This is a genomic window from Nesterenkonia sandarakina, from assembly GCF_003003175.1.
GTDB lineage: Bacteria > Actinomycetota > Actinomycetes > Actinomycetales > Micrococcaceae > Nesterenkonia > Nesterenkonia sandarakina_A.
Genome location: NZ_PVTY01000011.1, coordinates 21,076 through 35,136, shown reverse-complemented (window position 1 = coordinate 35,136; position 14,061 = coordinate 21,076). Strand labels below are relative to the sequence as shown.

Below are 14,061 nucleotides of genomic sequence, written 5' to 3'. Positions count from 1 at the left end.
ATGCGGGTCCTGCCGCTCAGTGATTGCTAGCGTGGCGCTATGAGCCTCAGCACCAGCGCCTACACCGATGACCTGCGCCTGGCGCATATGATCGCCGATTCCGTGGATGCGAAGACGATGTCCTTCTTCTCCTCCATGGACTTCGAGGTCGAGACCAAACCCGATCTGACCCCGGTCACCGAGGCCGATCGTCAGGCCGAGGAGCTCATCCGCGGTCAGCTCAGCCGGGCGCGCGGCCGCGACGCGATTCTGGGCGAGGAGTTCGGCTCCACCGGGTCCGGTCCGCGCCAGTGGATCATCGACCCGATCGACGGGACCAAGAACTTCATCCGCGGAGTGCCTGCCTGGGCCACGCTGATCGCCCTGGTCGACGAGGGCGAACCGGTGGTCGGGCTGGTCAGCGCCCCCGCCCTGGGTCGACGCTGGTGGGCCGCGAAGGACGGCGGAGCCTACACCGGCAAGGCCCTGGCCTCGGCCAAGCGGCTCCAGGTCTCCAAGGTGCCTCGCCTCGAGGACGCCTTCCTCTCCTACTCCTCGCTCGCCGGATGGCGGAAGATCGGGCGCAGCCAGAACTTCCTGGAGCTCACCGAGACCGTCTGGCGGACCCGCGCCTTCGGCGACTTCTGGTCCTACTGCATGGTCGCCGAGGGTCAGGTCGACATGGCCGCCGAGCCGGAGCTGAGCCTGCACGACATGGCGGCGCTGGTGCCGATCATCCGCGAGGCCGGCGGCATCTTCACCTCCCTGGACGGGGAGCCCGGATGCACCGGGACCAACGGGCTGGCCACCAACGGCCTGCTCCACGACGCCGCCCTGGGCGCCCTCGCCGCCGACCGCCCCGCCCCGTTCTGAGTCCGCTCGGGCTCTCATCCGGCGGAGGCCCCGAGTCGTACCGGACTCTGATTCACCTGCGGCACCGAGCCATCTGAGGGACCGAGCCATCTGAGGCACTGAGCCCGGTCAGGCGCTCAGTCCGGCCCCGCTTGCAGTTTTAGGTGTGCCTAAATTATACTGTGGGCATGAGCCACACCCGGTCCTTCACCCTCGCCACCGGGATGCTCGGTGCGCTGGCGCTGAGCGGCTGTGCCGCGGCGAACTCCGGTGAACCCGACGGAGCCCCAGAGGACCAGCGGCCGGTGGTGCTGACCAGCTTCTCGGTGCTCGCGGATATGACCCGCGCCGTGGGCGGAGACCTCGTCGACACCAGGTCCATCACCCCGCCCGGCGCCGAGGTCCACGAGTACTCCCCCACGCCCGGCGATCTCCGCGACGCGGCAGCGGCAGACGTGATCTTCTTCAACGGGCTCGGCCTGGAGGCCTGGTACGAGCAGTTCCTCAGCCACTCCTCGGTGGAGGTGCTGATGCTCTCCGAGTCGGTGGAGACCCTGCCGGTCACCCGGCTGCCCGAGGATTCCCCGGGTGCGGCTGCGGACCCTGCAGACTCCGCAGCTGAGGCTGAGGCAGCAGACGACGAGGACCTGCCGGTCAACCCGCATGCCTGGATGTCGCCGGCCCAGGCCATGATCTATGTGGACAACATCGAGGCGGCCCTGAGCGAGCTCTCCCCCGAGGACTCCGCGCAGTTCGCCGAGAACGCGGACAGCTACCGCGGGGAGATCCAAGCGATCTGGGACCGGGCCGAGGAGCGCCTGGCACCGCTGCAGGAGGACGGTGAGATCCACCTGGTGACCTGCGAGGGCGCCTTCAGCTATCTGGCCGAGGACCTGAACCTCGGCGAGCACTACCTCTGGCCGCTCAACGCCGAGAATGAGGGCAGTCCGCAGCAGGTGGAGGCGCAGATCCGCTACGTCCAGGAGCACCAGGTGCCAACGATCTTCTGCGAATCCACCGTCAACGACGGAGCCCAGCAGCAGGTCGCGGAGACCACCGGCGCCACCCTGAGTGAGCCGCTGCACGTGGATTCGATCACCGAGGCCGACGGGCCGGCCCCGAGCTACCTCGAGCTCCTGGAACATGACCTGGACCTGATCATCGAAGGAGCCCAACGTTGAGCACCGAGACGAGCCCCCACACACACCCCGACACGACTCCCCGGGCCGGTTCTGAGACGAGCGCCGACACAGGTGTCGGCAGCGGCGCCACACCAGGTGCCGCCGTCGTCGTCGAGCGGCTCAGCGCCGGCTATCCCGGCGTCCGGGCGCTGGACGAGGTCAGCATCACCGTGGGCGCGGGGCGCATCTGCGCGCTGCTCGGCGCCAACGGCTCCGGGAAGTCCACCCTGTTCAAGGCGCTGCTGGGACTGCACCGGCCCACGGCCGGGACGGTGCGGCTCTTCGGGATGGACCCCTCCAGGGCGCGACGCCGCAACCAGGTCAGCTATGTGCCCCAGCACGAGCAGGTCGACACCAGCTTCCCGGTCAGCGTGGAACAGGTGGTCATGATGGGGCGCTACGGACATATGGGCCTCACCAAGCGCGCCCGGCCCTCGGACCGACTGGCCTGCGACGAAGCCCTGGATCAGGTCGGTCTCAGCGAGCTGCGCCGGCGTGGGATCGGTGAGCTCTCCGGAGGTCAGCGCAAGCGCGCGTTCCTGGCCCGGGCGATCGCTCAGCAGGCTCCGCTGATGCTGCTCGACGAGCCCTTCGCCGGAGTGGATCGCGGCTCGGAGGAGCTGATCAGCTCGGTGCTCAAGGCGCTGCGTGACACCTCGGGCACCACCGTGCTGATCTCCACCCACCACCTCGCCGGAGTGGAGGACCTCGCCGACGAGGTCGTCCTGCTGCACCAGCGGGTGCTCGCCGCTGGACTGCCCAGCGAGGTGCTCACCGAGGAGCAGCTCGGCCGCAGCTTCGGCGCCGTGCTGCGTGAGACGACCTGATGCGCGGGGAACCGCTGCAGGACGAACCGCTGCGCGACGAACAACGGCGCGACCAGCCGACGGATGAAGCACTGACGAAGGGGGCACGCTGATGTGGGAGCTGCTGGTCCAGCCGATGGAATTCCCCTTCATGCAGCACGCCCTGGCCGCGGCGATCATCTCCTCTGTGGTCTGCGCGCTGCTCTCCTGCTGGCTGGTGCTGATGGGCTGGTCGCTGATGGGCGAGGCCGTGGCGCACTCGATCCTGCCCGGGATCGTGCTGGCGCACATCTTCGGCCTGCCGATGGCGCTGGGCGCCTTCGTCTTCGGGATGCTCGCGGTGCTGCTGATCGGCGGGATCAGCGGCGGGTCGACGCTCAAACATGACACCTCGATCGGGGTGGTGTTCACCTCGCTCTTCGCGCTGGGCCTGGTCCTGGTCTCCCGGACCCCCAGCGAGACGCACCTGACCCATATCCTCTTCGGCAATGTGCTGGGCATCTCGCAGCAGGACCTGCTGCAGACCGCCGGCATGGGACTGGCCACCGTGGCGGTGCTGCTGGCGCTCCGCCGCAGCTTCGTGCTGCTGGCCTTCGACAAGATCCACGCCCACACCATCGGGCTCTCCACCGGGGCGCTGTCGATCCTGCTGCTGGCGCTGCTCGCGCTGACCACCGTGACCTCGCTGCAGACGCTGGGGATCCTGCTGGTGGTCGCTATGCTGGTGGTGCCCGGTGCCACCGCGCTGCTGCTGTGCCGCCGCTTCGGGCCGATGCTCGCCGTCGCCGCGTGCAGCGCCGCAGCCTCGGCGCTGATCGGTGTCTATGCCAGCTACTGGCTGGACATCTCCACCGGCGGCTCGATCGTGCTGGCACAGTCAGGTCAGTTCGCCCTGGCCTACCTGTTCGCCCCGGTGAAGGGCATGGTCCCGCGGCTGCGCCAGCGGCGTCAGCGTTCCGCCGGGGAGCACGCCGCCCCGACCCGCCCGATCGATACGCTCCTCGACGTGAAGGATCCCGCCTAGATGACTCCCCGCACCTCGGCTCAGGGCCGATCCACCGCGATCGATGCCGCCACCACGTCGGTGGAGGACTACGCCAAGACCATCTACGGCCTCGCCGAATGGGACGGCGCCTCGGTGACCGCCTCCGCGCTGGCCAAGACCCTCGGCGTCTCGAACCCCTCGGTGTCGCTGATGATGCGCAAGATGGCGGATCTGGGTCTCGTCGAGCACCGGCCCTACGCGCCGATCGCGCTGACCGGGGCCGGACGTCAGCTCGCCCTGGCCATGGTGCGTCGACACCGGCTGATCGAGACCTGGCTGGTGCGCGAGCTGGGCTACGGCTGGGGCGAGGTCCATGAGGAGGCTGAGCGTCTGGAGCATGCGGTCTCGAAGACCTTCGTGGAACGCCTCGACGTGCGGCTCGGTCATCCGCGGGTGGACCCGCACGGGGACCCGATCCCGGGGCCGGACCTGCAGCTCGACTACCCCGAGACCCAGCTCCTCTGCCGGGTCCCGGCCGCGATGAAGGTCCGCCTGGAACAGGTCGACGACGCCGTCCCCGATGCGCTCTCCGCCCTCGACGCCCACCGGGTGCCCATCGGTGCGCAGGTCACCGTCGAAGCCACCGAGGGCGGCGCCGTCGTCCTGACTCCACTGACTCCAGCCGCGCAGAACGCTGGGCAGGCCAGCGGGCAGACCGGCGACGGAGCCGGCCCGGGAGAGGCGGCCGAGGCTCCGGCGGAAACCAGCATCAGGCTTGCCCATGAGGTGGCCCACGCCATGCGCGTGAGCGTGGTCCGCTGAGGCCGCCGCGCGCGGACGTATCCTGTACTGGTGTCATCCACCGAATCACCTGCCACCAGCAGGCGCCCGCGCCCCAAGCGGCCGCCGACCTCGCTGTTGGTGCTGATCCTGCTGGTGGCCCTCGCTGGGGCCGGCGGCGCGCTGCTGCGACTGGTCATCGGCGAGCTGATCCCCGAACAGGGTATGAAGTTCCCCTGGACCACCATGGCGATCAACCTCAGCGGCTCCGGGATGCTGGGCCTGCTGATCGGAGCCGCGCGCGCTCGGGCCAGCACCCCGGACTGGGTGGTGCCCACCTTCGGCACCGGACTGCTGGCCTCCTATACGACCTTCTCCGCGGTGATCCTCGCCGTGATGCCCTCGATGCCGGGATCCGCCTACGACGGGCTCGCGGCAGTGACCTACGTCAGCCCCGGCGCGATGGAGATGCTGACCTATCTGTTCCTCAGCGTCCTGGGCTCCACCGCCGCGGCAGCCGCCGGGCTGACCATCAGCCGGGCGCTCTTCGGTCAGATCGGCGCCGAGTCGGCCGATCTCGGCGTGAGCAGCGAGGGGCACCATGGATCCTGAGATCAGTATGATCGTCGTGCTGGGCGTAGCCCTGGGCGGCGCCCTCGGCGCGGTGCTGCGCTTCCTGCTTGATCGCTATCTGCGCGCCGGGATCCTGCTGGCCAATGTGCTGGGCTGCCTGGTGCTGGGGTACCTCTTCGGGGAGCTCACCTGGCTCGCCGAGACCGGGGCGGACGCCGGGTCCGGGGTGTTCGCAGCCCTGTTCTCCGGGACGGGCTCCACGATCCTCTCGATCGGGGTGCTCGGCGCGCTGAGCACCTTCGCCACGGTCTCGGTGCGGGTGGCGCAGACCTGGATGGCGGGCCGACAGCTGCGGGCCGCAGGCATCTGGGTCACCCACGTAGGCCTGGGCTTCGCGGCCGCCGCGCTGGGCATTGCACTGTCTCGGATGTCGGGTCTATACTGAAAAGTCCGCTCGTCAGCAACTGGTGAGTGGGCTGGGGCTGAGCAGGCCCCGTTGACAACACAATATGGGGACGATCGGTTTCGACGATCTGAGTTGATCATGGTGAAGCGGGTCGAGGATGCAGAGTGACCTCGTAAATACCCCTCTGCAAAACAATAAGTGCCGAAACTAAGCGCACTGACTTCGCCCTCGCTGCCTAAGCAGCGACGCGAGTCTGTCAGCCTGGGTCTGCTATCGACCCAGATCCTGGCATCAGCTAGATAGCCACTGGTTCCAACTCCTCGTCGTGGGGAGTTGGGTCGACAATTCACACGACTGGGCCCGTCAGCCGCCTGTCTGCGTGACGGCTGGGGCCGAGAAAATCTACTAGCAGACTGCACCCGGAGAAGCCCATGTGAATCCAGATCGGACGCGGGTTCGATTCCCGCCGTCTCCACAGATCGCCCGAGCAGGCTCAGCCTGCTCGGGCTTTTTTGTGCCCGGGGACGGGCCTGAGCCGGATCCGGCGCGAAACCGGGTCGCGAGACCCAGTCAGGCGGGAAGCCGGTTCAGGCCCTCGTGCCGCACGGTGAAGCCTCCGGAGAAGCCGGGCGCATCCTTCGAGCCGTCCCAGCCCGCGGCCATGAGTGCGACCGCGATCAGCAGACCGCCGTTGCCCGGCAGGTACAGCGGAAGACCCTCGTTCTGCCAGTTGTGCCCGTTGGAGAGATAGCTGTTCTTCGGCGTCGGCATCAGCAGCGCATCCACTGCCAGATCGGGTCTGCCCAGCCTGGCGGCGGTCATCGCGATCATCGGGCAGTCCCAGCCCCAGGTGCTCCGCCAGTCCCAGTTCTGGAGGATGTCCAACAGGGTCGCCTCCATGATCTCGGGGCGGATCAAGGGGGTCCGCGGCACCACGCCGAGGGCGCCCAGCACCGAGGGGTGGTCGGTGCGCCGGTCAAGGACCGGGTGCCGGATCGCCGGGTAGATGCCCTCGCGCACCTCGGGCCGTCGCAGCTCATCTCTGGTCTGCTCCCAGTGCGGGGCCGGTTCACGACCCAGCAGTTCACGCCAGCGGATCGCGGTGTCCAGAGCCCAGTGCCAGTAGGCCAGTTCGAAGGTCGGATCGCTCAGCTCTGCCTTCACATCGCCGTAGCATTCCTGGGCCGGCAGGAGCGGGGCGCCGAGGCTGGCCACGCCGTCGTCGTCGTTCGGGTGCGTCGCCATGAACTCGGCCGTCTCGAAGACGAGCTCGGCGTACTGTTCCGCCTGTTCCATCCCGACGCTGCGCCGCAGCAGCTCCGCGAAGTAGATCAGGTGGGGCTGCTGCCAGAGCAGGAACGGACCGATGTCGCTGGGCGTCTCCTCCCCCGCCGGTCCCACCTGTTTGGGCCAGCGGGCCCCGGTGACGCCCTGGGCCGCGGCCGTGCGCTGCGCCTCCGGCAGCACCTGGTGATACCAGTCGAGGCTGCGCCTCCGGCAGCACCTGGTGATACCAGTCGGGGCTGCGCTGCAGCAGCGCGGGTCTGCCCCAGACCGGGAAGTGGGCGGCGTGCCACCAGTGCATCTCCAGGTGAAACTTCCCGCGCCAGGAGTTGATCATCAGTCCGGTCTCCTGCGGCGGGGTGCTGCCCGAGCAGTTGATCGCGGTCAGGTACTGCGAGAGCACGATTCGGCGCTCCAGCTCGGGGGCTCGCAGGTCCGTGCTGCCGCTGAGATCGACGACGCCGCCACCGGTCCAGTGCTGCTCCCACCACCGAGCGGACGCCTCGAAGACCTGGTCGGGGGTCACCGCCGGTCCCGCGTCGCTGCGGGAGGCCGGACCGGGACGGAAGCTCACAGAGATCTCCCAGGGCTGCCCGCCGGGGAGCGGCTGAGTTGAGATGACCACGTCGTGGACCGTCTGCTGCTCCGCGCGCAGCGGCTGGTCACTGCCCAGACTCACGGAGTAGTCGGACTCATCCAGGCTGCGGGAGATCACCACCGACCCCTCCCGGTCGTGCACGGTGGTGCTGTGACGCTCGTCCTGCCAGGACGCCGCATTGCCCCACGCCCCGCTGCCGTAGGGAAAGCGCAGCCGCAGCGCTGGCGCATGCGGCGAATCGGTGGCGATGGAGATGCCAAGGACGTCGCGAGCGGGGTGCACCGCGGTTCGCACCGTGAACGCGAACCCGAGCAGGGTGAATCTGGACTCGGCGATGCCGGTCCAGAGATCAAGCTCTTGGCTGATGGGCTGGAGATCGTCGGCGGACAGCTCGCTGCCGCCCACTGAGGACGGCGCCAGTCCGATCCAGCCCAGCATCAGCCGGTGTGGATTCTCCCGCAGCCAGAGCTCCGCTTCGGTGCCGGACTCGGGACCCTCGCCGAAGGTCTCGGTGGAGAGGTCGACGTAGGGCACCGAGCCGCGCGCGGTGGCGAAGCGGCGCGTGGCGGAGCCGATGCTCGGTCGAGGGTCGAGCGGCGTCGTATGCCAGCCCCACTGGGTCTGGGTGCCGAGCAGGCTGCCCGGGTGCTCCGGATCGCGACCGGGGTGCGGGTGCAGCTCCGGGAAGGTCTGCAGTCCGGTGCCGTCCACGCTCAGGCCGAGCTCGCCGTTGCCCAGCTGGATCGGAGACCCGGGCTCGATCGCGCTCCGACGAATGGCGTGCCGGGCCACCAGGGCGCGCCGGTCGATGCTCATGCTGGGATCACCCGTGGGGGTCTGGGGCACATGTCGAACCTTTCCGCTGGCCGAGGACTGTGCTCCAAGCTATCCAGCGACGCTCGCGTTTGCCACGACCTCTGCAGACTCCCTTGGCATGGCGTGATGCCCGGGCTGTACCGCCTCCCGCCACGGAATCCTCGAAGGGCGTCCAGGGACGCGTCTGCGCTCAGAAGTCCCGGGCCGACTCCGCCGCCGGGCCGCCCACTCGCACCAGGTGGACCCGCCGGATCAGCCTGATCGTGGGGCGGACCATCAGCAGCAGGCTCCCAGCCAGGAACAGCCAGGTGCCGGCGGTCATCGTGGACTCCGAGAAGAAGAACACGCTGCCGACCGTGAAGGTCAGTGCGATCAGGAAGTCGTTGGCGATGCTCAGGGTCTCGTAGCGACGCCGGATCACCAGCTCCTCGCGGCCGAGATGCAGCACCAGATCAGAGTCAGTCATGCGGCCAGAGTAGTCGCCGGGGCACGGCGCCGCGGGCGATTCCCGGCTCAGCCGGCGCATCAGGAGTCGGAGTAGTATCCGAGACGTCCCGTCGTCTCTGCGAAGGAGCCTTATGAGCCTCCCCTTCTACCGTCCCCTCTCCCCCACCTGCGGCCTGCGGGTCTCCCCGCTCGCCCTGGGCACGCTGCCCTTCGGCGGCGCCGACGGCGGACATATGGGCACCCTCGGTCCCGACGATGCCGCGGTACTGCTGGATCGGTGCCTCGAAGCCGGGATCAACCTGATCGACACCGCCAACCTCTACTCGGGCGGGGTCTCCGAGGAGGTGCTGGGTGAGACCCTGGCACGCAGCGGCCGCTATGACGAGCTGCTGGTCACCACGAAGGCCCGGATGGTGGTCGGCGACGGTCCCAACGACGGCGGTGCGTCCCGCTGGCACCTGCTCAACGAGGTGGACAAGTCCCTGCACCGGATCGGCCGCGACCACCTCGACCTGTTCTACCTGCACCACTGGGACGGTGAGACCCCGCTGGAAGAGACGCTGCAGACCATGGACGGTCTGGTCCGGTCAGGCAAGATCCGGTACTACGGCGTCTCGAACTACACGGGCTGGCAGCTGATGAAGGCGATGAAGGTCTGCGAGGTCAACGGGTTCATCAAGCCGGTGGTGCAGCAGATCCACTACTCGCCGTACTCCCGCGAGGCCGAATACGAGATGATCCCCGCCGGCATCGATCAGGGCATCGGCACCCAGTCCTGGAGCCCCCTGGGCATGGGCCTGCTCACCGGCAAGTTCCGCAGGGACCAGCACCCAGAATCCGGCGCCCGCATGGCCGACGGCGACGGCTCCGAGCTGCGCGTCGCGGATTGGGAGCGGCTCTACGGCGTCGTCGACGTCCTCGATGAGGTCGCCCAGCGCAACAACGCCACGATCCCGCAGGTGGTGCTGGCCTGGCTGCTGGAGCGCCCCGGAGTGACCAACCTCGCCGTGGGTGCGCGCAGCCTGGAGCAGTGGAACGATCTGCTGGGCACCTTCGAGGTCTCACTGGACGCGGAAGACACCCAGGCGATCGACGACGCCGGCCGGCCATCCCTCGCCTACCCGTTCTGGCACCAGGCAGATATGGCGAGTGAACGGATGAGCGGCGCGGATGAATCCATCATGGCGACCACCAAGCGGGAGATCGCGGAGAAGATCGGCGAGTAGTCAGCTGACGTCCAGCTCGCGCGGACAGGACCCGATGGTGGTCTGACTAAGGTGAAGACAGATGACCACAACAGATTGAGGTGTCAGATGACCACCGAGCAGAACAAGCCAGAAGATGCGCAGCGGCCCACCCCGGACCACGGCGCGAGCGGCGTGAACGGCGGCCAGCCGCTGGACACGCCTCCGCACCAGCGGGACGGTGGGAATCAGCATACCCACGGCGAGCATCACCGTGATGAGGATGCACGCAACCCGGGTCTGGATCCAGAACCGAATGACACTCCGGGTCTTGAGGCTGGCGGCGGCGTGCAGCCGGGCGACACCCCACCGGATTCGAACTCCGCCACGGCCTCGCCGAAGCAGGCTTCGCCGACAAAGCCTCCCAGGGGCAACCTGGTCATGACGGTGGCGATCATCGCGATCGTCGTGGTGGTGCTGCTGATCTTCGTCGGCTACATCGCCGGGCTGCTCGACTGAGCGGGGCGCTTCAGCACCCGAGTATCAGGATGACCGCAGGTTCCGGTAGCGCATGGCGCGCTGGGCCTCGCGGTTGTCCTGGTTCTCCCTGAGGGTCTGCCGCTTGTCGAACTCCCGCTTGCCGCGGGCGATGCCGATCTCGACCTTGGCCCGGCCGTCCTTGAAGTAGAGCGACATCGGGACGATGGTGAGGCCCGGGTCTTCGATCTGGCGGGAGATCTTCACCAGCTCTTTGTTGTGCAGCAGCAGCTTGCGCTTCCTGCGGGCCGAGTGGTTGGTCCAGGTGCCGTTGAGGTACTCGGGGATCGTGACCTGCTCGAGCCAGAGCTCTCCCCCGGGGGAGAAACCGGCGAATCCGTCGGTGAGGTTGGCTGTGCCTTCGCGCAGCGACTTCACCTCGGTGCCGGTGAGCACCAGGCCTGCCTCGTACTTGTCGAGGATCTGGTAGTCGTGCCGCGCACGCCGGTTCGTGGCCACGATGCTGTTGTTGGGATCGCGCTCTTTCTTCGCGCCCTTCTTCTTCGCCACCGTGTCACCTCCGCGCTGTATCGCTGATCTCGGCGTTCTTCTGCAGTGGCCAGAAGAGCCGACCTTCGATCATACACGCAGGTATCTGCGTACCGTGACCCAGGAGGCGATGATCGCCAGGACCACGGCGATCGCAAGCAGACCGGGCATGATGCTCCAGGCCTGGGCGGAGTCGATGAAGTGGATGCTCGGGACCTGCTGGGCCATCCACTGGCCCAGCACGAACTCCGCGACGACCCAGGTGGCGGCGCAGGCGAGCAGCCCTCCGATCAGCGCGGCGATCACGCCTTCGAATACGAAGGGCATCCGGATCATGGACTTCGAGGCGCCGACCAGGCGCATGATCCCGGTCTCGCGGCGTCGGCTGAAGGCGGAAAGCCTGATGGTGGTGGCCACCAGCAGCAGCGCACACACGATCATCACTCCGGCGATGATCAGCGCCACCATGGTCAGGCCGTTGAGGATCCCGAAGATCTGATCGAGCACCTCTTGCTGGTCTGCCACGGATTCCACCCCGGGGGCGGATCCGAAGAGCTCGGTGACCACCGGGAACTCCTCCGGTTCATGGAGCAACACGCGGTAGGACTCCGGCATGTCCGAGGCGGTCAGCGACGCGGTCCGGGAGTTCTCCCCGCGGGTCTCCAGGAAATCGTCGAGAGCTTCCTGCTGGGTCTCATGGCGGTAGCTGGCCACGTATTGGCTGGCCGCGCCATCGGTCAGGGTGTGTTCCAGCGAGTCGCGCTGATCCGCGCTCACCGCACCGGTGGGACAGGCGGACTGAGGCGAGTTCTCGGTGCAGAGGAAGACCGAGAGCTCCAGGCGGTCGTAGAAGTCGTCGGTCATCTGGTTGACCTGGGTCTGCATCAGCGCGGCGGAGCCGACGAAGGTCAGCGAGATGAAGGTGACCAGGATGACGGAGGCGACCATGGCGACGTTGCGGCGCAACGAGCTGAACGTCTCGCCGAGCATGTAGAGGAGCCGGTTCACTTGTCCCTCCTCAGACGGCGCATGATGGATCGACGCGAGCGGGGAATTCCGAGATGTTCGGCGGTCCTGCGCGCATCGGTGTAGGTGGACTGCGAGGCCGACGACATGGGCTTCGGCACCGGGCGGGGTTCATCGGGCTCGGGTTCTGGTTCGAATTCGAGCTGGGGGTCACCGGCCGGGTCGAGCCCTGGTCGGGGCTCGGGTTCGGGTTCGAACGCGGCCACTGGCTCGACCTCGGGCTCGGGTTCCGGTTCAAACTCCGGCTCCGGTTCATTCCCGGGCTCGGCGGTCATATCTCGGAGGGCAGACCCGGGTGAGAACGGCTCCTGCGTGGGCGGATCCAGCGTGAACGCCGGGACCGACGGTGCCGACTGCTCGGCCGGCTCTGCACTGGTCCGATCCGGGGCGGCGTCGCTTGAATGGGCGAGCCAGGACAGCCGGGGCCGCGCGGGCGGCGGCGTCGCCGGAGCAAGGGGTTCATCGGCGAACACCTGAGACGCCGGCTGCTGGAGCTGGGGTCGATCAGCTTCGGCGGGCTCAGGGGCCGACGGGGCGTCGTCGTGCGACACTGCCGCAATCTCGCCGGCCACCGGCTCCTCCAGCTGCGGTTCGGTCAGCGGGAGATCGGCGTCAGTGGGGTGACCGCTCAGGAACTCGATCTGCTCTGCCTCTGCCGATTCGTCCTCGGTCTCGGTGTAGCCGTCCTGCTCAAGATCAGGCATCTCGGTGCCGTTGAAGTCGCTATGAAGTTCAGGCACGTCGTGGCTGTGCGCGTCCTCGCGGAGATGATCGGGCCAGGTGATCCGCAGACCGGTCTGCTCGTGATCAGCGTCGTTCTCGTGTTCGTCCTCATCGACGTCGGCATCATCGACGTCGTCGACTTCGTCATCGTCGAGGTAGGACTCCTGATCGCCGAGGAGCTCTTCCTGCTCGGGCTCCTCCTGGATGGGCTCGTCGAAGATCGGCTCTTCACGCTCGGACCCCTCCTCGAACGGCGCGTCGAAGACCGCGTCACCCTCTAGGTCCATTGCGGCGAGCTCCTCGGTGGAATCCAGCGGCGCGGTCTCCCGGAGCACAGGGTCCTCGTCATAGGCGAGGACCGAGGGGTCCTCGCCAGGGGCCATCACCTGGTCTTGTGGGTGGTCACCGACGTGGTCGATGGACTCATCCCGGGACTCCACGAAGTGGTGGTCCTGCGTGTCGGGCTCCCAGGTGTGGTGGCCCTCCGTGCCCGCATCGGCGGTGGAGCTGTCATCCAGGTCGCGATGAAGGGTCTCGTCGTCGTGAGCCTCGTCATCGATGGTTTCGTCGTAGCTGTCGCTGCCGGACACCCCGCCGGCGGCGCCGCCGGTGACCGGGAGCATCCAGGTCTTGAGCGGGGCCGGGTCATGGGCGCGCAGTCCTGATTCGCCCTCTTCCTGAGCGAGCACGTCCCAGGCCTCGGAGCCTTCGGGTGCGTCGTAGAAGCCGTGGGGCTCATCGCGGACCAGGCGTCCGCGATGCAGCTGCACCACGCGACTGTCGGCCTGGTCGACGATCGCGCGGTCGTGGGTGGCCATGATGACGGTGGTGCCGGAGGCGTTGATCCAGCGCAGCACCTTCATGACCTCGGCAGAGGCGCGCGGGTCCAGGTTGCCGGTGGGCTCATCGGCGAGCAGGATCGCCGGGTCGTTGACGATGGCGCGCGCGATCGCGGCGCGCTGCTGCTCACCGCCGGAGATCTCATGCGGGTAGCGCTTGGCGAGGTGGGCGAGGTCGACCTTCTCGAGGACCTTGGTGACGCGCTTGCGGATGGCGCTGCGCTTGGTGCCCAGCACCCGCATCGCGAAGGCAACGTTGTCGAACACGGTCTTGTCCGGCAGCAGGCGGAAGTCCTGGAAGACCATGCCGATGCTGCGCCGGAAGTCCGGGACGCGGCGGTCGAGCATCAGCCCGAGGTTCTGCCCGGCCACGGTGACCTTCCCGCGCTGGGGCAGGCCCTCACGCAGGATCATTCGCAGCAGGGTGGACTTGCCCGAGCCGGAGGCGCCGATCAGAAACGCGAAGTCTCCGCGGTAGAACTCCACGGTGACGTCATCGAGGGCCGGCCGCCCGTCGGCCTCGTAGCGACGGGTGACCTGTTCGAATCGGATCATG

The 14,061-nt window shown here is 68.0% G+C and carries 15 protein-coding genes and 1 other RNA gene; 10 read left to right on the top strand and 6 right to left on the bottom strand.

All coding sequences use genetic code 11. The features are described from left to right. Positions 1-39 precede the first annotated feature (39 nt). From hisN to ssrA, 8 genes are all read left to right on the top strand, one after another. Complete coding sequence (gene hisN, locus BCL67_RS10155) at positions 40-852, top strand: histidinol-phosphatase (RefSeq protein ID WP_106123331.1); 813 nt, start codon at positions 40-42, stop codon at positions 850-852. 167 nt (positions 853-1,019) lie between these two features. Next, positions 1,020-2,012 carry a metal ABC transporter solute-binding protein, Zn/Mn family gene (locus tag BCL67_RS10150; RefSeq protein ID WP_219886489.1) on the top strand — a complete coding sequence of 331 codons (993 nt, stop codon included), beginning with the start codon at positions 1,020-1,022 and terminating at the stop codon, positions 2,010-2,012. Then, positions 2,009-2,839, top strand: coding sequence for a metal ABC transporter ATP-binding protein (locus BCL67_RS10145; protein WP_106123330.1), 831 nt, complete (start codon positions 2,009-2,011; stop codon positions 2,837-2,839). The genes BCL67_RS10150 and BCL67_RS10145 overlap by 4 nt, the downstream gene beginning before the upstream one ends. A 91-nt stretch (positions 2,840-2,930) precedes the next feature. Then, entirely contained in the window at positions 2,931-3,842 is a 912-nt protein-coding gene (locus tag BCL67_RS10140) for a metal ABC transporter permease (RefSeq protein WP_106123329.1), read from the top strand. Then, on the top strand, positions 3,843-4,625 hold the full coding sequence (locus tag BCL67_RS10135; protein WP_106123328.1) for a metal-dependent transcriptional regulator: 783 nt from the start codon (positions 3,843-3,845) through the stop codon (positions 4,623-4,625). A 30-nt stretch (positions 4,626-4,655) separates the two neighbouring features. Next, entirely contained in the window at positions 4,656-5,195 is a 540-nt protein-coding gene (locus BCL67_RS10130; RefSeq protein WP_181255975.1) for a fluoride efflux transporter FluC, read from the top strand. Then, a complete protein-coding gene (locus BCL67_RS10125) occupies positions 5,185-5,601 on the top strand; it encodes a fluoride efflux transporter FluC (protein ID WP_106123326.1) in 417 nt (138 codons plus the stop codon). Before BCL67_RS10130 ends, BCL67_RS10125 begins: the two co-directional genes overlap by 11 nt. Before the next feature lie 66 nt (positions 5,602-5,667). Continuing rightward, positions 5,668-6,040, top strand: a transfer-messenger RNA (tmRNA) gene (ssrA, locus tag BCL67_RS10120). Positions 6,041-6,132: 92 nt separating this feature from the next. On the opposite strand, the gene BCL67_RS15825 is transcribed toward ssrA, so the two are convergent. The 3 genes from BCL67_RS15825 to BCL67_RS10110 all read right to left on the bottom strand — a co-directional run bounded on the left by BCL67_RS15825 (position 6,133) and on the right by BCL67_RS10110 (position 8,726). Then, positions 6,133-6,726, bottom strand: a complete 594-nt coding sequence (locus BCL67_RS15825; RefSeq protein WP_258174955.1) for a hypothetical protein — start codon at positions 6,724-6,726, stop codon at positions 6,133-6,135. Next, the gene (locus BCL67_RS10115) at positions 6,647-8,290 is read right to left on the bottom strand and encodes a hypothetical protein (RefSeq protein WP_258174953.1); all 1,644 of its coding nucleotides are present in this window, start codon (positions 8,288-8,290) and stop codon (positions 6,647-6,649) included. The genes BCL67_RS15825 and BCL67_RS10115 overlap by 80 nt, the downstream gene beginning before the upstream one ends. 160 nt (positions 8,291-8,450) lie before the next feature. Continuing rightward, positions 8,451-8,726: a YrhK family protein gene (locus tag BCL67_RS10110; protein ID WP_106123325.1), complete on the bottom strand. Its 276-nt coding sequence runs from the start codon at positions 8,724-8,726 to the stop codon at positions 8,451-8,453. A gap of 112 nt (positions 8,727-8,838) precedes the next feature. Here BCL67_RS10110 and BCL67_RS10105 point away from each other — a divergent pair, with 112 nt between their 5' ends. Together BCL67_RS10105 and BCL67_RS15645 are read left to right on the top strand one after the other, a co-directional pair. Further along, the gene (locus tag BCL67_RS10105) at positions 8,839-9,933 is read left to right on the top strand and encodes an aldo/keto reductase (RefSeq protein WP_106123324.1); all 1,095 of its coding nucleotides are present in this window, start codon (positions 8,839-8,841) and stop codon (positions 9,931-9,933) included. 87 nt (positions 9,934-10,020) lie between these two features. Continuing rightward, entirely contained in the window at positions 10,021-10,410 is a 390-nt protein-coding gene (locus tag BCL67_RS15645) for a DUF6480 family protein (protein ID WP_219886487.1), read from the top strand. A gap of 24 nt (positions 10,411-10,434) precedes the next feature. Here the strand turns inward: BCL67_RS15645 and smpB are convergent, their stop codons facing one another. From smpB to ftsE, 3 genes are all read right to left on the bottom strand, one after another. Then, entirely contained in the window at positions 10,435-10,938 is a 504-nt protein-coding gene (gene smpB / locus BCL67_RS10095; RefSeq protein ID WP_106123323.1) for an SsrA-binding protein SmpB, read from the bottom strand. 69 nt (positions 10,939-11,007) lie between these two features. Then, entirely contained in the window at positions 11,008-11,925 is a 918-nt protein-coding gene (ftsX, locus tag BCL67_RS10090) for a permease-like cell division protein FtsX (protein WP_258174952.1), read from the bottom strand. Continuing rightward, a complete protein-coding gene (ftsE, locus tag BCL67_RS15640) occupies positions 11,922-14,060 on the bottom strand; it encodes a cell division ATP-binding protein FtsE (RefSeq protein ID WP_106123322.1) in 2,139 nt (712 codons plus the stop codon). The genes ftsX and ftsE overlap by 4 nt, the downstream gene beginning before the upstream one ends. Between the last annotated feature and the right edge of the window lies 1 nt (position 14,061).

Excerpts from the sequence above, each read along its gene's own strand:
- hisN (WP_106123331.1), top strand. The coding sequence starts at position 40 with ATGAGCCTCAGCACCAGCGCCTACACCGATGACCTGCGCCTGGCGCAT.
- BCL67_RS10150 (WP_219886489.1), top strand. The coding sequence starts at position 1,020 with ATGAGCCACACCCGGTCCTTCACCCTCGCCACCGGGATGCTCGGTGCG.
- BCL67_RS10140 (WP_106123329.1), top strand. The coding sequence starts at position 2,931 with ATGTGGGAGCTGCTGGTCCAGCCGATGGAATTCCCCTTCATGCAGCAC.
- BCL67_RS10135 (WP_106123328.1), top strand. The coding sequence starts at position 3,843 with ATGACTCCCCGCACCTCGGCTCAGGGCCGATCCACCGCGATCGATGCC.
- BCL67_RS10125 (WP_106123326.1), top strand. The coding sequence starts at position 5,185 with ATGGATCCTGAGATCAGTATGATCGTCGTGCTGGGCGTAGCCCTGGGC.
- BCL67_RS10110 (WP_106123325.1), bottom strand. The coding sequence starts at position 8,726 with ATGACTGACTCTGATCTGGTGCTGCATCTCGGCCGCGAGGAGCTGGTG.
- BCL67_RS10105 (WP_106123324.1), top strand. The coding sequence starts at position 8,839 with ATGAGCCTCCCCTTCTACCGTCCCCTCTCCCCCACCTGCGGCCTGCGG.
- BCL67_RS15645 (WP_219886487.1), top strand. The coding sequence starts at position 10,021 with ATGACCACCGAGCAGAACAAGCCAGAAGATGCGCAGCGGCCCACCCCG.
- ftsE (WP_106123322.1), bottom strand. The coding sequence starts at position 14,060 with ATGATCCGATTCGAACAGGTCACCCGTCGCTACGAGGCCGACGGGCGG.